This window comes from Pseudomonas sp. Sample_9, assembly GCF_004307535.1.
GTDB lineage: Bacteria > Pseudomonadota > Gammaproteobacteria > Pseudomonadales > Pseudomonadaceae > Aquipseudomonas > Aquipseudomonas mercuritolerans.
On record NZ_RAZO01000446.1, the window covers coordinates 4792 to 24970 of the forward strand.

14 protein-coding genes are annotated in these 20179 nt (G+C 59.5%); 7 read left to right on the forward strand and 7 right to left on the reverse strand.

The features are described 5' to 3' along the window. Positions 1-128: 128 nt before the first annotated feature. The 3 genes from D6877_RS25455 to D6877_RS25465 all read right to left on the reverse strand — a co-directional run bounded on the left by D6877_RS25455 (position 129) and on the right by D6877_RS25465 (position 1792). Complete coding sequence (locus D6877_RS25455) at positions 129-746, reverse strand: FKBP-type peptidyl-prolyl cis-trans isomerase (RefSeq protein ID WP_016773117.1); 618 nt, start codon at positions 744-746, stop codon at positions 129-131. Between the two features lie 120 nt (positions 747-866). Further along, positions 867-1172 carry a DUF6482 family protein gene (locus tag D6877_RS25460; protein ID WP_110603155.1) on the reverse strand — a complete coding sequence of 102 codons (306 nt, stop codon included), beginning with the start codon at positions 1170-1172 and terminating at the stop codon, positions 867-869. 131 nt (positions 1173-1303) lie between these two features. Beyond that, positions 1304-1792 (reverse strand): TIGR00645 family protein, encoded by a 489-nt coding sequence (locus D6877_RS25465; protein WP_016773116.1) that lies wholly within the window; start codon positions 1790-1792, stop codon positions 1304-1306. Between the two features lie 160 nt (positions 1793-1952). Between D6877_RS25465 and D6877_RS25470 the strand changes: the two genes are divergently transcribed. After that, positions 1953-3779 (forward strand): hypothetical protein, encoded by a 1827-nt coding sequence (locus D6877_RS25470; protein WP_130912489.1) that lies wholly within the window; start codon positions 1953-1955, stop codon positions 3777-3779. Here the strand turns inward: D6877_RS25470 and D6877_RS25475 are convergent. Both D6877_RS25475 and D6877_RS25485 read right to left on the reverse strand, forming a co-directional pair. Further along, positions 3776-4096 (reverse strand): hypothetical protein, encoded by a 321-nt coding sequence (locus D6877_RS25475; RefSeq protein ID WP_016773114.1) that lies wholly within the window; start codon positions 4094-4096, stop codon positions 3776-3778. The two genes, D6877_RS25470 and D6877_RS25475, sit on opposite strands and share 4 nt — an antisense overlap. Before the next feature lie 324 nt (positions 4097-4420). Then, on the reverse strand, positions 4421-6859 hold the full coding sequence (locus tag D6877_RS25485) for an ATP-binding protein (protein ID WP_130912491.1): 2439 nt from the start codon (positions 6857-6859) through the stop codon (positions 4421-4423). 302 nt (positions 6860-7161) lie between these two features. Between D6877_RS25485 and D6877_RS25490 the strand changes: the two genes are divergently transcribed. The 4 genes from D6877_RS25490 (at position 7162) to D6877_RS25510 (ending at position 10897) form a co-directional block, all read left to right on the forward strand. Further along, positions 7162-7650, forward strand: a complete 489-nt coding sequence (locus D6877_RS25490; protein ID WP_016773112.1) for a DUF3015 domain-containing protein — start codon at positions 7162-7164, stop codon at positions 7648-7650. A gap of 243 nt (positions 7651-7893) precedes the next feature. Beyond that, positions 7894-9747, forward strand: coding sequence for a DUF4105 domain-containing protein (locus D6877_RS25495; RefSeq protein ID WP_130912492.1), 1854 nt, complete (start codon positions 7894-7896; stop codon positions 9745-9747). A gap of 219 nt (positions 9748-9966) precedes the next feature. Beyond that, complete coding sequence (locus D6877_RS25505) at positions 9967-10323, forward strand: hypothetical protein (protein ID WP_130912494.1); 357 nt, start codon at positions 9967-9969, stop codon at positions 10321-10323. A 70-nt stretch (positions 10324-10393) separates the two neighbouring features. After that, the gene (locus D6877_RS25510) at positions 10394-10897 is read left to right on the forward strand and encodes a GreA/GreB family elongation factor (protein ID WP_130912495.1); all 504 of its coding nucleotides are present in this window, start codon (positions 10394-10396) and stop codon (positions 10895-10897) included. Positions 10898-10943: 46 nt separating this feature from the next. Here D6877_RS25510 and D6877_RS25515 read toward each other — a convergent pair whose 3' ends face one another. Together D6877_RS25515 and ettA are read right to left on the reverse strand one after the other, a co-directional pair. Further along, complete coding sequence (locus D6877_RS25515; RefSeq protein WP_130912496.1) at positions 10944-12260, reverse strand: hypothetical protein; 1317 nt, start codon at positions 12258-12260, stop codon at positions 10944-10946. Between the two features lie 372 nt (positions 12261-12632). Next, positions 12633-14297, reverse strand: a complete 1665-nt coding sequence (ettA, locus tag D6877_RS25520; RefSeq protein WP_003228391.1) for an energy-dependent translational throttle protein EttA — start codon at positions 14295-14297, stop codon at positions 12633-12635. A gap of 289 nt (positions 14298-14586) precedes the next feature. Between ettA and morA the strand changes: the two genes are divergently transcribed. Together morA and glyA are read left to right on the forward strand one after the other, a co-directional pair. Then, the gene (gene morA, locus D6877_RS25525; RefSeq protein WP_130912497.1) at positions 14587-18435 is read left to right on the forward strand and encodes a cyclic di-GMP receptor MorA; all 3849 of its coding nucleotides are present in this window, start codon (positions 14587-14589) and stop codon (positions 18433-18435) included. A gap of 215 nt (positions 18436-18650) precedes the next feature. Next, on the forward strand, positions 18651-19904 hold the full coding sequence (gene glyA / locus D6877_RS25530; protein WP_130912498.1) for a serine hydroxymethyltransferase: 1254 nt from the start codon (positions 18651-18653) through the stop codon (positions 19902-19904). Positions 19905-20179 lie beyond the last annotated feature (275 nt).

Sequence of the window (20179 nt, forward strand, 5' to 3'; positions counted from 1 at the left end):
ATGCCCGGGCGTTGCGCCCGACCAATGAGCTGCACAACAAGATCGAAATATGAGCGGTAGTACAAAACCTGTGGGAGCGAGCCTGCTCGCTCCCACAGGGTTAGCCTGCCATCAAGGCAGGCTCGGTATTACAGAACGTCCAGCAGCTCGACGTCGAATACCAGAACGCTGTGCGGCGGGATGCTGCCAACGCCTTGTGCGCCGTAAGCCAGTTCGCTCGGCACGTACAGGCGCCATTTGCTGCCGGCATTCATCAGTTGCAGGGCTTCGGTCCAGCCAGCGATCACGCCGCCAACCGGGAATTCTGCAGGCTGGCCGCGCTCGTAGGAGCTGTCGAACACAGTGCCGTCGATCAGGGTGCCGTGGTAGTGCGTGCGCACCTGGTCTTCACGGGTCGGCTTGGCGCCGTCGCCCTGAGTCAGTACTTCGAATTGCAGGCCGGAGGCCAGGGTGGTGATGCCGTCACGCTTGGCGTTTTCGGCGAGGAAGGCCAGGCCTTCGCCAGCCGCGGCTTCAGCCTTGGCAGCTGCTTCGGCTTGCATGATCTCGCGGATCACCTTGAAGCTGGCGGACATCTCTTCCTGGCCAACACGGCTTGGCTTGCCGGCGAAAGCGTCGGTCAGACCGGCCAGGATCGCGTCCAGGCTGACACCCGGTGGCGGGTTGTCGCGCAGCTGGTCGCCGAGTTGACGGCCGATACCGTAGCTGACGCGGGTTTCGTCGGTGGACAGATTTACTTCGGACATGACACTGCTCCGCTGTGCGGACGGCCACAGGACTTGCCGTGCGTGCACAGCGCGTCCCGGCGCGCCCGGAACCAAAAGGGCGAGCAGACTAGCACAGATACCCCGGACTTGGGGCCGGGGCTACAGGGCCGAGCGCCAGGCGAGCGGCACTTTCAGGCTTTCATCGAGGTCAGCGACCAGCCCGCACATTTCGTCATGGACTGAGGTGTGCACAAGGTTGAATGGCAGAACCGGGAAGGCATGCAGCAGATCCCGCGCGTGCTCCACTGAGCGCAGCGTCAGCATATTGCCCTTGAGATCGCTCAACGGATACGCCGTCCCATGCATCCTCGCTTCCAACAGGTAAATGCCTCCTTCCATGGAGATCAGGTTCAACTCGTCGACCTTTTTGGCAACAGCAAACGCGTTCAACTCTTGCAGGTTCATGGAAGCACCTCACACCGTGGCGAATCGCACCGTTACAGGCATAGGCCGCTGCGCTTGAAAGCACAAGCCACATACGAAACCGCCCGTCTGTTTCGCAACAGACGGGCGGTTTTTTTGCCTTGATCGGCTGATCAGTGCTTGGTGACCTTGTCCAGGTAACCCATGGCAAACGCGGACACCACAAAAGTCATGTGAATGATCACGTACCACATCAGATGCTCGGGATCGACGTTCTTGGCATCCATGAAGATGCGCAGCAGGTGGATCGAAGAAATCGCCACGATCGACGCCGCGACTTTCATCTTCAGCGACGACGAGTCCATGGTGCCCAGCCAGCTGAGCTTCTCTTTGCCTTCGTCGATGTCCAGTTGCGAGACGAAGTTCTCGTAGCCGGAAATCATCACCATCACCAGCAGACCACCCACCAGCGCCATGTCGATCAGCGACAGCAGCACCAGAATCAGATCCGATTCAGCCATGGCGAAGACGTTGGGCAGGATATGGATGATTTCCTGGAAGAACTTCAATGCCAGCGCCAGCAGACCGAGGGACAGGCCGATGTAGATCGGCGCCAGCAGCCAGCGGGTGGCGTACATTGCATTTTCGATAAAGCGTTCCATTGACTCTCACACAAGGGGCTGGAAATGGCGGCGAGTATAACAGCCCGCTGTGACAGCCAGAAACCGCCGGAAAATCCGCCACCTGCGTGTGTGTGACAAAGTTTTTCTGCTAGTGTCCAAAGCATTGACAGCCCAATGACAGTGGACAGGACGCGTGGAAATGGATGTGCGATCAGCCTTGACGACTGCCGGAATCTGCCTCGCCTTGCTCATCGGCGGTTGCTCGCCCGGCGATGAAAAGCACGTCGCCAACCTCGACGAAAAGACCGCCACCTTCGAACAGTCATTGGACACGATCAGCGATCCCAAGCTCAAGGACGCCATCACCGAACTCGGCGGTTCGCTGCTGTTGCTCGAACGCGCCCGGCTCAAGCTCGACGACATCACCCCGCACACCGAATACGGCGCAGACGCCCTCGCCGTGCTCAAGCACTACCCTACCCCGCAAGCGCTGGTCGATACCTTCATCAACGGCCTGTTCGTGCTGCACAAGGACGCCAGCTCGGATTACCTCACCGATCTGCAGCCGGTATTCCCGTTCAACCTGAACATTCCCGGCGGTTTTCTGTTTCCGCACGGCATCGAGTGGCACTCGGTGACGTTGAGCAACAAACGCGTGATCGCCTGGCAGCCGGAGTGGTCGGAGACCGACCCAGGCATTCAACTCAGCCCGTCCAGCTCCAACGTGACCAATCCCGATGACCTGACGGTGACCTACCCGTTCATCGATGGCCTCAACGTCGACAAGAAAAGCCTGCCACAACCGGTCAGCCTGCAAGGCCAGGTCGAGGTCATCGCGCCGCGTCGCCTGTACAGCTTTGACCTGACGCAGAAAGACGTCGGCCAGACCCGCACAAACGACAACCTCAGCGTCAAACTGCTCAAGCTGGAAAAGAACTATGCCGAGGTCGAAGTCAGCAACAGCCTGCCGCTGGCAGCGGAAGTCGCCGAAACCCGGATCAATCCGCTGATCGTCCAGGCCCGCGACGCCAGCGGCCAATACCTGGTGCGCGCCGGTTCGATCAACGAAAGCCCGGAGCAGGTCGCGTTCTACCAGAAACAACTGACGCAGTTACAGAAGCAGAAGAGCTGGAGCGACACCCTGGAAAAACAGCTCAGCGACGACCAGCAAGCCTTCGAGAAAGACCACCCGCGCCGCTACAACAAGGTGTATTTCCACGGCCCGATCGAGACACTGGAAGTCAGCGTGCTCGACTTCTCCTCGGCGACAGTGACGCGCCAATCCCTGGATCTGCCGGTGCGCACCTTCAATCCGCACACCACGGCCAAAACCGTGCAGCCGCTGGATCTGCCAGTTGTGGTGTATGACGATCTCGCCGCCAACTGGCTCAAAGGCGCGGACCTGACTGAGGAACAATTGAAGGCCGGCGTGCGCATTCATCAATCGGTGGAAGAGCCGAGCGCCGCGCGTATCGAGTTTTCCCACCGCCGCACCTTCAATGACGAATTGCTTGGCGACGAACTCAACCCCGGCGTCAGTCCCGTGACCTTCTTCACGGAAAAGCGCGGCGGCAAACTCGATGAGCCGATCGAACTGCCGCCCGAGGCATATCAGGTCGATCCGCTATCAGCGACGATTACTTATGATCTGAACCTGTTTCCGGAAACCCCGGCGATTGCCGTCGGTTCAATGCCGTTATTTCTGGCCACGGTGGCCAAGCAATCCTACGACGCGCAGTCATTGCCCAAAGGCCTGGCGATCAAGGACAACACGCTGGTGGTCGACCTGAAAACCTTCCCGGCCAACGAATGGCGTTTCTTCGTCAAGGACGACAGTGGCCACTACCTCAAGCAGATTCTTTCGGTCAGCCACGACGCCAGCACCGAAGGCCCGGCGCTACTCGGCGTGCACTATTTTTACGGTCGCCCGACTCGCGTGGAAACCTATCAGCGCACCGACCTCGCCACCGTGCAATACGGCTTTGAGGTCAAGCTCGACAAGGCGCCGGTGGACCAGGCGCCTTAACCGTTGAGGCTGCGCCCACGACCGCCGTTGATCTGCCGTAGCTGGGCTTGCAAGTGCAAGCTCCAGATCTGCGGATCATCGGCCAGTTCGTAACCATGCAAGGTCAGGCTTTCAACGATGGTGTCAAGAATCGACTCGGCCGCCACCGGGCCGTGGAACGGGCCTTGGGCTTTGATCGCGGAAGGTTGTTCGCCGGCCATGCCGGCCGCGAAGAGCAGCGTCCACATGCCGTTGTCACCGGCCAGCGGCTTGACGGCGCATTCGATCCGGGTCACCAGACCCAGGCATTGACGGGTGAGACAGAGGTTGCGCGACATGGCGGCGACCCTCGGTAAAGCCGGTATTCAGCCCCCACGGGAGGACTGGCTCGATCCAGTGATACTGTCGATATCCTTGACCTGAGAATAGAAGAAAAGTGTCCCGCGCAAGCCAAATGGAACCAGAAGGCGCCGAATGGTCATTGTGTGAATATTGGCGTCAGAGTAGTGGCACATTCCCCGAAGATCCCCGCAGAGATCAATCTGGAAAAGAATTGTGGGAGCGAGCCTGCTTGCGAAGACGATGGATCAGCCAACTCGTTCGTCGACTGATACAGCGCTTTCGCGAGCAGGCTCGCTCCCACAGGGTTTATTGCAAGCCTGTCAGGCCGGTTTGGCCTCGGCGAGAGCCTCCTGCGCCAGTTCCTTCTCGGCCTCTTTCAAGTCCTCTTCGCTGATCATCTCGGCGATATCGCGCAGGCGCTCGACCACTCGCGCATTGATGCTGCCTTCGGGGAATTCGCCATCGGCGTTCGGCTCCCCGGCCGGCTCACCCACCAGCAGGCTCAACGCCTCATCGGCCTGACGCACTGCATACACGTGGAACTGCCCGGCGCGCACGGCGGCGAGGACTTTTTCATCGAGCATCAAAGTGGCGACGTTGGCCTGGGGAATGATTGCGCCCTGTTCGCCGGTCAGACCGCGTGCTTCGCAGAGGCGGAAGAAGCCTTCGATCTTCTCGTTGACCCCGCCGACTGCCTGCACTTCGCCGAACTGGTTGATCGAACCGGTGATGGCAAAACATTGCTTGAGCGGCGTTTTCGACAGCGCCGAAATCAGCGTGCACGCCTCGCCCAGCGACGCACTGTCGCCATCGACGTAGCCGTAAGACTGCTCGAGCGCAATGCTCGCCGAGATCGCCAGCGGGAATTCCTGAGCGTAACGGCTGCCCAGATAACCGGTGAGGATCATCACGCCTTTGGAGTGAATCGGCTGGCCGAGGTTGACCTCACGTTCGATGTCGACGATACCGCTGCCGCCCGGATAGACCGTGGCGGAAATCCGCGCCGGCACGCCGAACGCCGAATCACCGACCTCCAGCACCGTCAGCCCGTTGCACTTGCCGACTGCCGCACCGTCAGTGTCGATGAGGATGATCCCGGCGAGCATGTCGTCGAGAATCCGCGCCGAGACGCGCCCGGTGCGGGTGGCCTTGGCTTTCAGAGCGCGTTCGATATGGCCGGCGTCGGTCATTTCATCGCCGGCCAGATGGCGAATGAAATCCGCCTCGCTGACCAGTTGGAACAGATCGCCAATGCGCGCCGACAAGCGCCCCTGATGCTCGGCCAGCCGTGCGCTGTAGGTCGCCAGTCGTGCCACCGCATCGGCGGTCAGCGGCGCCATGCCTTCTTCCGAAGTACGGGTTTTCAGGAGCTGGGCGAACTGCTCGAGGCTTTCGTCGACCATCGGGATGTCTTCGTCGAAGTCGACCAGGACGCGGAACATCTCCTGGAAGTCCGGATCGAGATCCTGCAGCGTGTAATACAGCTGCCGCGCACCAATGATGATGACTTTGACCTGCAACGGAATGTGCTGCGGATTCAGGGTCATGGTGGCGAAGCGGCCCATCTCGCCCAGCGGCGATTCCATTTTCAGTTTGCGCGATTGCAGGGCGCGTTTGAGCGCATCCCACACGAACGGCTCGCTGAGCATTTTTTCCGCTTCAAGAATCAGGAAGCCGCCATTGGCGCGGTGCAGCGCACCCGGACGCAACTGCCGGTAAGTGGTGTAGAGCGCGCCCTGATCGGTGGTGTACTCGATGCGGCCGAACAGGTTTTCGTAGGTCGGATGCGGCTCGAACACCACTGGCGCACCGCCGCTGGCCGGATGCCCGACCACCAGGCTCGGTGCGTATTGTTCTTCCAGCAACTTGCGCGCGACGGCGTCGGTCTTGCTGTCGTCGACCAGTTGCTCGACCACGGTTTTCAGCAGGTAGACCTGCATCGCTTGCAGGTAACCGCAGACCCCGGCGTTCTCCGCGTACTTCTCCGACAGCGGCGCCAGCAACGGCTGCAAGGCCAGGGTGATGGTTTCTTCGTTGAGCGAACGCAGTTGATTGTTCGACTCGCGCTTCCACTGCGGCAGGCTGGCGAGTTCTTCGTTCAGGCGTTCTTCGAGGCCGGAAATGTCATCGTGAAAACGCTCGCGCTCGGTTTCCGGCAACTGCGCGAATTCAGCTTCGTCCAGAGCCTTGCCGTCGAGCATCGGGGTGAAGGCGATATTGCTACTGTCGCGGTACAGGGCGACGTCTTTTTCCAGGGCCAGACGCTCGATGATGTCCAGCGCCTTGTCGTAGCGCTGGTTGAAGGCGCGGTCGATTGCGCTTTTTTTCTGCTGGTAGGACGGGTGTTCGAAAACTGCCGGAAAAGTCGCCAGCAGGTTGTCGATCAGGCCGTTGATGTCGCCGATGAACGAGGCCGCCGTGCCCGATGGCAGCTCCAGTGCACGCGGTTCACGCGGCTCATCGAAGTTGTTGACGTAGACCCAGTCCGCCGGGGTCTGCAGGCGCTTGCCTTCGGCTTTCAGGTAGCGTTTGACGAACGAGAACCGGCCAGTGCCGGGCTCGCCCATGACGAATACGTTGTAACCGGGGCGTGGCATCGCCACACCGAACTGCAAGGCTTCGACCGCGCGTTCCTGGCCGAGCACACCGCGAAAGGGCTCCAGATCATTGGTGCTGGTGAAGCTGAACTGTTCAGCGGAAAACGGACGAGTCAGCGCTTCGGGCGCAAGACGCAGGCTGGCAGCAACAGGATCAGGCATCGGGCTTCCTTAACAATCAGGCGGGGCAGGTAGCGGCATTCTGGCGCTGCCCGTGCCCCACTGGCAAGGCGCGCCACATGACAAAGCATAGACAAGCGCGCGGCGGGCCGACGCGTCCCGATAAATCAGAGGTTTATTCCAAATATTTTGCAAAAAGTCACGGAACCGCTGGAACGTGCCTAAACTCCAAACTGCGCGGCTGGAACTAATACCGGCCCACTGACACTTTCGGCTTTGTCCTCGGGCAGAGCGCGAAGGGCCAGAACCCTGTCCATTGGTATGCACATAAAGAGAACAAAGCTATGAAACGGATTCTTCTCGGTACTCTCTTCACCGCTGTATCCATCAACGCAATGGCGCAAGCCCCGGGCGGCCCGGATTGCGGTTGGGGCAACATGCTGTTCGAAGGTCAGCGTGGCACCCCGGCGCACTTCCTTGCTTCCACCACCAACGGCACTTCCGGTAACGCCACGTTCGGTATGACTTCCGGCACCAACGGTTGCTCGACCAACGCATCGCTGACCTACGGCGGCAAATCCTGGTTCGCCATGAATGGCATGATGAACGAGCTGTCCGAAGACATGGCCAAAGGCAACGGCGAAGCGCTGACCACCTATGCCGTGGTACTGGGCGTAGCACCGGAAGATCGCGCGCATTTCGCGCAAGTGACCCACGAGCACTTCCAGCAGATCTTCAGCAAGGCTGACGTGACCGCTGAAGACGTGCATACCAACACCCTGGCAGTACTGAAATCGGACCCACGTCTGGCCAAGTACGCAACTCAGGCTTAAGCTCGACCCCGCCCGCTTCCTTCGGGAAGCGGGTTTTATTTTGATTACGGTCTGTGGCGAGGGGATTTATCCCCGTTCGGCTGCGAAGCAGTCGTAAAACCTGTGCATGCGATGTATCCGATGCATTGGTGACACAGCTTATGGGGCCGCTTCGCAGCCCAGCGGGGATAAATCCCCTCGCCACAGGGTGCAGTGATTACCCCCGATCCGGGATTTTTTTTCTTTCGACTTAAGTTGCCACCTATGCTCAAACGCCTTGCCTGGCTGGCGCTCTGTGTCTGCGCCCCGCTGTCCGCCGCGCCTCACATCGATCCTCAACGTTTGCAGCAACTGGCCAACGACCGCTTCTGGATTTCCCTCGGTCATTACGAAACCGCCAAGCTTGGCGGCTGGCGCAGCTATGTCAGCGACAAGAAGTTCTTTCTCGCTCCCGACGGCAATGAACATCCGGACCGCGAACTGGCCGCCACCGTGCAGGCGCTGTACGCCCCGGCCAGCCTCGGCGAGCAACACGCACAATGCGTATTCCCGGCGCGTACACGCTGGCTGAAAGCGCAGCTCAATCTCGCTGACCTGCCAGCGCCGGAATGCGCCGAATACAGGAAATGGTTCAAGGACGTCTCGCCGCACAGTGCGGTGATGATTTTCCCGGCGGCGTATCTCAACAGCCCGTCGTCGATGTTCGGCCACACCCTGCTGCGCATCGATCAGGCGGACGTGCAGGCTGATAAAACCTCGCTGCTCAGCTACGCGATCAACTTCGGTGCCTACATCGAAGGCTCGGACAACAGCATTCTGTATGCCTGGAAAGGCTTGATGGGCGGCTACCCAGGGCTGTTCGCGCTGGTGCCGTATCAGGAAAAACTCTCGGAATACCGCAGCCTGGAAAACCGTGACTTGTGGGAATACCGGCTCAATCTGACTCAGGAAGAAACCGCACGCATGGTCGAACATGTGTGGGAGCTCAAGCAGATCCAGTTCGACTACTTCTTCTTCGACGAAAACTGCTCCTATCGCTTGCTGGAACTGCTGCAAGTGGCGCGGCCGAGCCTGCGCCTGACCGAACAATTCCCGCTGACCGCGATCCCGACCGACACCGTCAAAGCGGTGAAAGAAGCCGGGCTGGTCGAGCACATCGAATATCGCCCGTCCCGCGAACGTGAACTGCTCAGCCGCGCCGAGCCGTTGAGCGATGATGAACAGCAATGGGTGCTGAAAGTCAGCGCCGATCAAAAAGCCTTGCAGGATCCGACGTTCAAAGCCCTGCCGCGCGCACGTCAGGCGTTGATCGTCGATGCCGCCTATCGTCTGGAGCGCTACCGCGCCAACGGTCAGGAGCGCGACCCGCAACGAGCGCAACGCAGTTTCGAACTGTTGCGGGCGATCAACAAGAACCCGGCGCCGGAGCTGGAGATTCCGCAACCCGGTCTGCCCGAAGATGGCCACGAGTCCCGCACCTGGCAGGCCGGGCTCGGTACGCGAGGCGATCGCGCCTTTGGCGAATACGGCCTGCGCATGGCTTATCACGACCTCAATGACAACGCCGAAAGCTTTCCTCTCGGCGCGCAGATCGAGATCCTGCAACTGAAGCTGCGTCAATACGAAGGCAATGACTGGCAGTTGCAGCAACTGGATCTGGCCACCATCCGTTCGCTGACACCGCGCAACGAGCTGCTGCAGCCGCTGTCGTGGCAAGTCACCGGTGGCCTTGAGCGCGTGCCGGGCAAGCATGACGACGAAACGCTGGTCAGCCATGTCAACGGTGGCGGCGGCGGCACGTGGCAGTTGGGCGAAGACGTGCTCGGCTTCGCGCTTGGCACGGTGCGCGTGGAGCACAACAACGACTTCGCCGAGTTCGTTTCCCCGGCTGGTGGCTTCAACACCGGCGTGCTGTGGAAAAACCCGCTGGGCAATCTGAGCCTGGAGGCCAAGGGCGACTACTTCTTCAACGGCGAAGTGCGCCGCAGCCTGAGCCTGAATCAGCAGTGGGAGCTGTCGCGCAACCTCGGTCTGCGCTTGAGTGCGCAGCGTGAATTCAGCCAGCTCGCCAGCCCGGAAACAGAAGTCATGCTGGAAGTGAAGTGGTATCACTACTGATCCCGAGCCTGTGTGAATCTCCCTGTGGGAGCGAGCCTGCTCGCGAAAGCGGTGGGTCAGTCAATAGTAGTGTTGCCTGACACGACGCCTTCGCGAGCAGGCTCGCTCCCACACGGGCTTTTTGGTGTGCAATGGATTTTTCACAGGCCTTCGACAGCCGCCTCATGAATCGCCTTCTAGACTTCCCGTATCAGCCGAAAACCGGCGCGGGAGAGTGCGATGTGGCGGTGCGTGGGGTTGTTGGGCGTTGTATTGGCGCTGGGCGGTTGCCAGACCCCCCATGAAGACTTGATCGCCAAGGGTTATCCACCGGCCTTCGCCGACGGTTTCGATGACGGCTGCATCAGCGGCCGGCAAGCGGCGGGGTCGATCAGCGGCGAATTTCGCAAGAACGTGCCGCGCTATCTCAAGGATCAGCAATACGCCGAAGGCTGGGTCGACGGCTTCCGGCAATGTCAGGCGATGCTCGAAAACAAGGATCGCGAGCAATATCGCAACGAACATTGGGACGAACGCGAACGCGCCTGGCAGCAGCAGAAGGACCAGGATGCTGGGCGGGCTTATCGTTCGCAATAGGTCGCTTGCGGACATCCATTGAAACCAAATGCCGGCAACCATGGCCCAAATCCTTTAAGAGGAGGACTTCATGAGTCGCGCATTCGTCAACGAAGACAACGCCGCCGCGCAGGCCGATCAGCCGGTCGAACGTCAGGTCAGCACGCAGCCAAATTACGTCACACCGCAGGGCCTGGCGCAGTTGCAGGCCAAGGTCGCCGAATTGCAAAGCCAGATCAATGATCAGAGCACCAAGGGTGAACTTGCAGACAAGCAGCGCCAGGCCGACCTTGAGCGGGACTGGCGGTATTTCAATCACCGCCTGCAAAGCGCTCAAGTGGTGTCTTTGTCCGCATCGGCCGACAAAGCGCGGATCGGCACATGGGTCACCTTTGCCAATGAGCATGACCAGCAGCAACGAGTGCAATTGGTAGGCGAGGACCAGGCGGATGCGACGCAGGGCCTTATCAATTGGGGCTCGCCGTTGGGGCAGGCGTTACTCGGTACCAGTATTGGAGATGAAGTGTTGTGGAGTCGACCTGCTGGTGATTGCCTGATCGAGGTGCTGGATCTGCAGAACTCCTTGCCCGTTTGAATACCTTTCCGAGCGCCCGGCAAGGCGCAAGGCAGGATGCCGGTATCTATGACGTTTCGGACGGCGGATTCTTCCCGGAGATAAACAGCGCCAGGAACACAAGAAAAAACAACCCGCCACTGAAGATCATGGCGGTAAGCGAATTGAACAGCAGAAATATCAAAGGGACAAAAACACAGGCTTGAAGTATGGCAATATCAGACATGACCGTTAGCCGAAGTATACATACGATGACAAGCGTGTATAAAAAGCACCCTGCAAATCCAAAATTCAGATAAGCATCAATAAAGTACGCTGTATTCGCCGAGCCTGTTGCCGTTTCATTTTGCCCCCACTGAAAACTGAAAACTTCTTTCTCAAGATTTATTTTTTCCTCCCCCAGGAAAGCGGCAACTACCGAAATACTACGCCCGAATGTGAACTCACCATTCATGATCTCATGCTGATATCTTAGCCATTCATGCGCTGTTATATAAGGAATGTAAAAAACCCTGTTGAGGATGTATTCAACCTGGCTATTCCCTCTGAACATATTATATTTTTCGGGAACTGTAAGAGCCGCCTGTCTCAGACTTCTGTCTTTACTGGATTGATTCCCCGAACCGATCTGTGCAGCAGCCCCGGCTGTGTACGAATCATCGGCCAAGCCCCCGCGTGCCAGAAAGGAGGTGGTGCCAATTGCTGCTATTGTCAGCAGGAGTACGAGTGCGGCCATTCTGTAATTGCGTTTTTGCGTAAAGAAATAAAAAAGCGGCAGCAGGGCCAAAACACTCAAACTTTTCTCCAGCGTGAGCATCAATGAGAACAGAAACATCAGAAGCACGGCATGTCTTAACCTGCTATTACCCTGATACAGAATGCACACAGCGAATGGCATCAGGAACGAGCGAAACATGGAGTACAAGTAATTCAATACAACTTCGAACCCGACTCTTGCGCGTAAAAAAGTTTCCCTGCCTTCGGCAACGGCCTGTACATCCAAGCCCCTGATTGAGTCAAAAAGGGGTATGGAAGATGCCGTGTATGACACATACACCATTAGCACGAAATAACTGCCGGAAACCCACAATGCCAACTTGCGCATTCCGACGTATTTCTTCTTCCAGGAATAAATAAAATCAAGTACCAGCACATCAATCCTTGATATCCAGAAGAACAGATAAAGGATTGTGCATATCACCGAGAGCAAGAGAACAACGGAGGCTTTAGGATCGTCACCCTTGAGGAACGAAATCAGGGCTGGCACCGTGTAGAAAGCCGTAATACCCAGAGGCAGCACCGAAGGCAGGAACAACCTGGTTGCCAATGACTTACCCACAGGCAGGGAGTTGCCGAGAGCCAGAGGTTTTTCATTGGCGAACATTCGCGAAGCCTCGCGTGACAGGAGATAGGAACGCGAGACTTTGCACGGACGAGAAAGGGAAAGAAGTCAGGCAAATCTGAGAGTGATGTAGGAAGTGTCGCCGTGGGACCCGGCGTCTATCATCGAATCGTCGATCGACCGCAGTTGCTCATTGAGCAGGTGTTGGAATGAGTGACAACCTGTTAAAAAAGTAAGCCAGTTCAGGTTTCATGGGGCCAATTGCTGGCCGGAAGAGGTGTCACCGAAGCCGGCATGTACCCCGGCATCAATCATCGCCCGGGTCGCAACGACCCGGGCGAGACATATTTCAGACCTCGGTTTTCAGTCAACCGGTCAGGCCTGAAGGCACGTTTTCAAGCAAGCCACCCAATATCAGGCCAGTTTCTTGTGGCGTACCCGGTGCGGCTGGGCCGCTGCTTCGCCGAGGCGTTTCTTGCGGTCGGCTTCGTACTCGGTGTAGTTGCCTTCGAAGAACACCGCTTGCGAGTCGTCTTCGTACGCCAGGATGTGCGTGGCGACACGGTCAAGGAACCACCGATCGTGGGAGATCACAATCGCCGCGCCAGGGAAGTCCAGCAGCGCTTCTTCCAGCGAACGCAGGGTTTCCACGTCGAGGTCGTTGGATGGTTCGTCGAGCAGCAGGACGTTGCCGCCCTCCTTCAGGGTCAGCGCCAGGTGCAGACGACCGCGCTCACCGCCGGAGAGGTCCTTGACGAACTTCTGCTGGTCGCCGCCCTTGAAGTTGAAGCGACCGACGTAGGTGCGCGACGGGATCTCGTAGTTGCCGATGCGGATCTGGTCGGAACCGTCGGAAATCTGCTGGAACACGGTCTTGCTGCCGTCGAGGTCTTCGCGGCTCTGGTCGACGCAGGCCAGTTGCACGGTTTCGCCGACTTCGATGGTGCCGGAATCCGGCGTTTCCTTGCCCATCAGCATGCGGAACAGCGTCGATTTACCGGCACCGTTACCGCCGATCACGCCGACGATGGCGCCCTTCGGCATGGAGAACGACAGGTTGTCGATCAGCACGCGATCGCCGTAGCCCTTGGTGACGTTCTTGAATTCGATGACCTTGTCGCCCAGGCGTGGACCGGCCGGGATGTAGATCTCGTTGGTCTCGCTGCGCTTCTGGAATTCCTGCGATTGCATTTCTTCGAAGCGTTGCAGACGTGCCTTGGATTTCGACTGGCGGGCCTTGGCGCCTTTGCGCACCCACTCCAGTTCTTCTTTCATGGCTTTTTCGTGGGCCGACTGCTGCTTGGATTCGGCAGCCAGACGATCGGACTTGGCTTCGAGCCAGCCCGAATAGTTGCCCTCGTAAGGAATGCCCGCGCCGCGGTCGAGTTCCAGAATCCAGCCGGCGACGTTGTCGAGGAAGTAACGGTCGTGCGTGATCGCGACCACGGTGCCCGGGAAGTCGTGGAGGAAATGCTCCAGCCACGCCACCGAATCGGCATCCAGGTGGTTGGTCGGTTCGTCGAGCAGCAGCATGTCCGGCGCGGACAGCAGCAGACGGCACAGGGCGACACGACGCTTTTCACCACCGGACAGGTGTTCGACTTTCGCGTCCCAGGCCGGCAGACGCAGCGCATCGGCGGCGACTTCCAGCTGACGCTCGAGGTTGTGGCCGTCGCTGGCCTGCAGGATCGCTTCGAGCTTGGCCTGTTCAGCAGCAAGCTTGTCGAAGTCGGCATCCGGGTCGGCGTAGGCCGCGTAGACTTCGTCCAGGCGCGCTTGCGCATCCTTGATCACGCTGACCGCTTCCTCGACCACTTCACGCACGGTCTTGGTCGGATCAAGTTGCGGCTCTTGCGGCAGGTAACCGATGTTCAGGTCCGGCATCGGACGGGCTTCGCCTTCGAACTCGGTGTCGACGCCGGCCATGATTTTCAGCAGCGTGGATTTGCCCGAACCGTTGAGGCCGAGCACGCCGATCTTGGCGCCGGGGAAGAAGGACAGCGAAATGTTCTTGAGGATTTCCCGCTTCGGCGGAACAACTTTGCCCAGCCGATGCATGGTGAAGACGTATTGAGCCATGGAGAACCTTGGGTCAGTGACAGATGAATGATTGGAGCGCAGGCGATGCCTGGCCAGACCGGTGCGCGTCGTTCACTTGAGGGTCATCAATGCGTGCGCGCGGAAAAAAAAGTCTGATTCTAGGAGCTGGAACGCCCCCGCGTAACCGGCAAAGCTACCTTAATGACCGATGGCAGTCCAGCCGAGAGGGGCTGGCACTTCGCCACGAGTCAAGGCATGCTAGCCGCCCTTCGGGCGTCCGGCTTATAGTGCACGTCGCGCCAGTCCAGCCAAATCGCAGGATCACAGCTTGACCAATGTCACTCCGCCAGCCTCTGTGAGCAGCACCCCACCGGCGCCCGGCTCGCCCCTGCGCGGGACATTGAAGGGGGCGCTGGCCACCCTCGTGCTGTTATTGCTCGCGTTGCTGTTCTGGCAACTGCTCGATCAACTGCGTGAAACCCAGAAAAACCAGCGCCAGTACACCATCGATTACACCGCCGACCTCGCCGCTCAGGTCAGCCTGAACATGGCGCTGAATGCGCAAATCGCCCTCAATCTGCTACCGATCGTCGAACAACCGCAAACTGCCGACGAACAGCAGATGCTCCTGCGCAAACTGCAACGCTCGCTGCCCGACCTGCGCAGCATGGCCCTGCTCTCGCCCTCCGGCCGGATCATCAGCGACAGCGCCACCGACAGTTCCGACGCCGATTACCTGACTGAACTGGTGCGCCGCAGCCGCGCCCAGGCGCATTACTTCAGCAATGCCGATGACGGCTCGGTAGTGCATCTGCTGCTGCATCAGGCCAGCGGCAGCAGTCGCGGTTACTGGGCCTTGCGCCTGACGCCAACCTTCTTCGACGCGCTGACCAAACAGGACGCCACCACCCTGCGCCCGTTGTGGCTGGTGGAAAACCGCCTAAATCACCAGATCATCAGCCGCGACGCTGCGCTGACGTCAGCCAAGGCCGGCGTGCTGACCCCGGACGATGTGGCGAACACCGTGCTGACCGTGCCGCTGAGCAGCAGCGACTGGCAATTGCGCGGGCTGTTCGACCGCCAGCGCGTACTGGAAGAATTGCTGCCGGCGTTCATCGGCAAATGCCTGCTCGGCCTGGCGTTCTCGATGTTGCCGGTGATCGCGCTGCTGAACATGCGTCGGCGCCAGCGCCAAGTACATGAAGGCCGGCGGCGTTATCAGGATATTTTCGAAGGCACCGGCGTGGCCTTGTGCGTGCTTGACCTGTCCGGCCTCAAGCAGATGTTCGACAAGGCGCAGATCCAGACCAGTGACCAGCTCAAGGCCTGGCTCGACCAACCGCAGCAGCGCCAGCAGTTGCTTGCGGAAATGCGCGTCACCGAAGTCAACCAGGTCGCCCTGCAACTGCTCGATGTGCACTCCTGCGACGATGCCTGGCAACTGCTGATCGATGGCCAGCGCCATCCGCAGTGCGCGATCGGTCAGCAGATCCTCGACGCCGTCCTGCAACAGCAGAAGCAGCTGGAACTGGAAATCAAACTGCCCAACAGCAACGGTCGCGACCAGCATCTGTGGATGGTTTTGCGCCTGCCGAGCGAGCAGCACGACTATAAAGCGGTGATCCTCAGCATCAACGACATCACCAGCCGCAAGCTGATCGAGCTGTCGCTGCTGGAGCGTGAAGGCTTCTGGTCGGACGTGGTGCGCACCGTGCCCGATCATCTGTATGTGCAGGACGTGATCAGCCAGCGGATGATTTTCAGCAACCACCACCTCGGCCAGACCCTGGGCTACAACCGCACTGAACTGCATCAGATGGGCGAGTACTTCTGGGAAATCCTCCTGCACCCGGAAGACGCCGACTATTACTATCGTTCGCGGCAGTTGCAGCGTCACGCCGGTTACAGCCAGTTGTTGCAATGCCAATTGCGCTTCCGCCATCGCGACGGCAAGTGGCGGCGCTTCGACATCCGTGAACAGGCGCTGGCGCGGGACAAGCACGATCAGGTCACGCGCATCATCGGCGTGGCCAAGGACATCACCGAACAGATCGAGGCGAGCGAATCGCTGCGTGACAGCGAGCAGCGCTACCGCATGCTCGCCGAGAGCATCAGCGACGTGATTTTCTCCACCGACAGCAAGCTCTCGCTGAACTATGTCAGCCCCTCGGTGCAGGCCGTGCTCGGTTACAACGCCGAATGGATTTTCCAGAACGGCTGGCAATCGATCATCGCCAATCCCGGGCAACTGAACGGCATTCATGTGCTGATGGACCGCGTCAGCAAGGCGCTGGACAAGCCCGAGCAACTGGCATTGCTGCGCAGTCAGGTGCAAACGCAGCTGTTCCTCTTCGACTGCCTGCGCGCCGATGGCCGCAAGATTCCGATCGAACTGCGCCTGGTGCTGGTGTGGGACGAACACGGCGCGTTCGAAGGCGTGCTCGGCGTCGGCCGCGATATCAGTCAACAGCGCCGTGCCGAAAAAGATCTGCGCATGGCCGCCACGGTATTCGAGCACTCGACTTCGGCGATCCTGATCACCGACCCGGCCGGCTACATCGTCCAGGCCAACGAAGCGTTCAGTCGGGTCAGCGGCTACAGCGTCGGCGAAGTGCTCGACCAATTGCCAAACATGCTCACTGTCGACGAGCAGCAGGACGCGCACTTGCGCTACGTGCTCAAGCAGTTGCACGAGCACAGCACCTGGGAAGGCGAAGTGTGGATGAAGCGCCGTAACGGCGAGCATTACCCCGCTTGGGTCGGCATTACTGCCGTGCTCGACGACGAGGGCGATCTGGCCAGTTACGTGTGTTTCTTCAGCGACATCAGCGAGCGCAAGGCCAGCGAGCAGCGCATTCACCGCCTCGCCTATTACGACGCCCTCACCCACCTGCCGAACCGCACGCTGTTCCAGGATCGTCTGCACACCGCGCTGCAAGCGGCCGAACGGCAGAAGTCGTGGGTGGTGCTGATGTTCCTCGACCTCGACCGTTTCAAACCGATCAACGACTCCCTCGGCCACGCCGCCGGCGACCGCATGCTCAAGGACATGGCCACGCGCCTGCTGGCCTGCGTCGATGACGACGACACTGTGGCGCGCATGGGCGGCGACGAATTCACCCTGCTGCTGCAGCATCGCTCCAACCGCGAACTGGCGCTGAACCGGGCGATTCACGTGGCCGAGCAGATTCTCGCCAGCCTGGTGCGGCCGTTCGTGCTCGAGGGCCGCGAGTTTTTCGTCACCGCCAGTATCGGCATCGCCCTGAGCCCGCAGGACGGCAACGAACTCAGCCAGTTGATGAAAAACGCCGACACGGCGATGTACCACGCCAAGGAACGCGGCAAGAACAACTTCCAGTTCTATCAGGCCGACATGAACGCCAGTGCGCTGGAGCGTCTGGAACTGGAAAGCGATCTGCGCCATGCGCTGGAGCAGAACGAATTCGTCCTGTATTACCAGCCGCAGTTCAGCGGCGACGGCAAGCGCCTGACCGGCGCTGAAGCGCTGCTGCGCTGGCGCCATCCGCGTCGTGGGCTGGTGCCGCCGGGGGATTTCATTCCGGTGCTGGAAGAGCTTGGGCTGGTGGTGGATGTTGGCGACTGGGTCATCAGCGAGGCCTGTCGACAGCTGAAAACCTGGCACCAGCAACGCGTACGGGTGCCGAAGGTCTCGGTGAATATCTCCGCACGGCAATTCTCCGACGGCCAGTTGGGCACGCGAATCGCGACGATCCTGCGCGAAACCGGTCTGCCCCCGGCGTGTCTGGAGCTGGAACTGACCGAAAGCATCCTGATGCGCGAAGTCAGCGAGGCGATGCAGATTCTTGCCGGGCTGAAAAACCTCGGCCTGAGCATCGCAGTCGATGACTTCGGCACCGGTTATTCATCGCTGAACTACCTCAAGCAATTCCCGATCGACGTGCTGAAGATCGACCGTACTTTCGTCGACGGCCTGCCGTCCGGCGAACAGGACGCGCAGATCGCCCGGGCGATCATCGCCATGGCCCACAGCTTGAACCTGGCGGTGATCGCCGAGGGCGTGGAAACCCATGAGCAACTGGACTTCCTGCGTGAGCATGGCTGCGATGAAGTGCAGGGATATCTGTTCGGCCGGCCGATGCCGGCGGGGCGGTTTGAAGCGCAGTTCAGCAATGACGCGCTGTTCATGTTCGACTGAAGATTTGCGGCGCGGCCTTCGCGAGCAGGCTCGCTCCCACAGGGGAATGCATTTCACATGTGGGAGCGAGCCTGCTCGCGAAGGGGCCGGGAAAAGCACCGCACATCTGTCATGAACGCCACTTGTCTGCGACATGACGTCGTTTCATATGTCATCCAAAAGCGGTTGGGTTAGAATGCCCCCCTTTTCTGCCCCCCCGATCCTTGAGGACCGCCATGTTCAGCCGTGATTTGACTATTGCCAAGTACGACGCCGACCTTTTTGCCGCCATGGAGCAAGAAGCTCAGCGTCAGGAAGAACACATTGAGCTGATCGCTTCGGAAAACTACACCAGCCCAGCGGTGATGGAAGCTCAAGGCTCGGTCCTGACCAACAAGTACGCCGAAGGCTATCCGGGCAAGCGTTACTACGGTGGTTGCGAATACGTGGACGTGGTTGAACAACTGGCCATCGACCGCGCCAAGGAACTGTTCGGCGCCGATTACGCCAACGTTCAGCCGCACGCCGGTTCCCAGGCCAACGCCGCTGTTTACCTGGCTCTGCTGCAAGGTGGCGACACCATTCTGGGCATGAGCCTGGCCCATGGTGGTCACCTGACCCACGGCGCCAGCGTTTCCTCCTCGGGCAAGCTGTACAACGCCGTTCAATACGGTATCGATGCCAACGGCCTGATCGACTACGACGAAGTCGAGCGCCTGGCAGTCGAGCACAAGCCGAAGATGATCGTTGCCGGTTTCTCTGCCTACTCGCAGATCCTCGACTTCCCGCGCTTCCGCGAAATCGCTGACAAGGTCGGCGCTTACCTGTTCGTCGACATGGCTCACGTCGCCGGTCTGGTTGCCGCTGGTGTCTATCCGAACCCGGTGCCGTTCGCTGACGTCGTGACCACCACCACCCACAAGACCCTGCGCGGTCCACGTGGCGGTCTGATCCTGGCTCGCGCCAACGCCGAGATCGAGAAGAAGCTCAACTCCGCAGTATTCCCGGGCGCCCAGGGTGGTCCGCTGGAGCACGTGATCGCCGCCAAGGCAATCTGCTTCAAGGAAGCGCTGCAGCCAGAGTTCAAGGCTTACCAGGAACAAGTGGTGAAGAATGCTCAGGCCATGGCCGAAGTGTTCATCGCGCGCGGTTTCGACGTAGTGTCCGGCGGTACCAAGAACCACCTGTTCCTGCTGTCGCTGATCAAGCAGGACATCTCCGGTAAAGACGCCGACGCCGCACTGGGCAAAGCGTTCATCACCGTGAACAAGAACTCGGTGCCTAACGATCCACGCTCGCCGTTCGTCACCTCCGGCCTGCGCTTCGGTACTCCGGCTGTGACCACTCGCGGTTTCAAAGAGGCTGAGTGCAAAGAGCTGGCCGGCTGGATCTGCGACATCCTGGCTGACCTGAACAACGAAGCGGTGATCGACACCGTTCGTGAAAAAGTCAAAGCCATCTGCAAGAAACTGCCGGTGTACGGCGCTTGATGCGACGATAAACCCGCAGCATGAAAAACCGGCCAAGTGATTGGCCGGTTTTTTTTCGTCTGAATGAAAGATCAAAAGATCGCAGCCTTCGGCAGCTCCTACAGGGAGATCGCATTTCAGATGTGAGAGCTGTCGGAGGCTGCGACATTTGCTGCTGGACCACCGGTCAGACCGGTCATGCCAATTTCATGATTCCCACTTGTAATCAGGAAAAACCCAAGCCTAGACTGCGCCTGCACTGGACATACCGGTAAGACCACAATAATTAAGTCCTG

What these genes read in the sequence shown, in the direction of transcription:
- D6877_RS25455 (WP_016773117.1), bottom strand. Translation starts at nt 746, where the DNA reads ATGTCCGAAGTAAATCTGTCCACCGACGAAACCCGCGTCAGCTACGGT.
- D6877_RS25460 (WP_110603155.1), bottom strand. Translation starts at nt 1,172, where the DNA reads ATGAACCTGCAAGAGTTGAACGCGTTTGCTGTTGCCAAAAAGGTCGAC.
- D6877_RS25465 (WP_016773116.1), bottom strand. Translation starts at nt 1,792, where the DNA reads ATGGAACGCTTTATCGAAAATGCAATGTACGCCACCCGCTGGCTGCTG.
- D6877_RS25470 (WP_130912489.1), top strand. Translation starts at nt 1,953, where the DNA reads ATGGATGTGCGATCAGCCTTGACGACTGCCGGAATCTGCCTCGCCTTG.
- D6877_RS25475 (WP_016773114.1), bottom strand. Translation starts at nt 4,096, where the DNA reads ATGTCGCGCAACCTCTGTCTCACCCGTCAATGCCTGGGTCTGGTGACC.
- D6877_RS25485 (WP_130912491.1), bottom strand. Translation starts at nt 6,859, where the DNA reads ATGCCTGATCCTGTTGCTGCCAGCCTGCGTCTTGCGCCCGAAGCGCTG.
- D6877_RS25490 (WP_016773112.1), top strand. Translation starts at nt 7,162, where the DNA reads ATGAAACGGATTCTTCTCGGTACTCTCTTCACCGCTGTATCCATCAAC.
- D6877_RS25495 (WP_130912492.1), top strand. Translation starts at nt 7,894, where the DNA reads ATGCTCAAACGCCTTGCCTGGCTGGCGCTCTGTGTCTGCGCCCCGCTG.
- D6877_RS25505 (WP_130912494.1), top strand. Translation starts at nt 9,967, where the DNA reads ATGTGGCGGTGCGTGGGGTTGTTGGGCGTTGTATTGGCGCTGGGCGGT.
- D6877_RS25510 (WP_130912495.1), top strand. Translation starts at nt 10,394, where the DNA reads ATGAGTCGCGCATTCGTCAACGAAGACAACGCCGCCGCGCAGGCCGAT.
- D6877_RS25515 (WP_130912496.1), bottom strand. Translation starts at nt 12,260, where the DNA reads ATGTTCGCCAATGAAAAACCTCTGGCTCTCGGCAACTCCCTGCCTGTG.
- ettA (WP_003228391.1), bottom strand. Translation starts at nt 14,297, where the DNA reads ATGGCTCAATACGTCTTCACCATGCATCGGCTGGGCAAAGTTGTTCCG.
- glyA (WP_130912498.1), top strand. Translation starts at nt 18,651, where the DNA reads ATGTTCAGCCGTGATTTGACTATTGCCAAGTACGACGCCGACCTTTTT.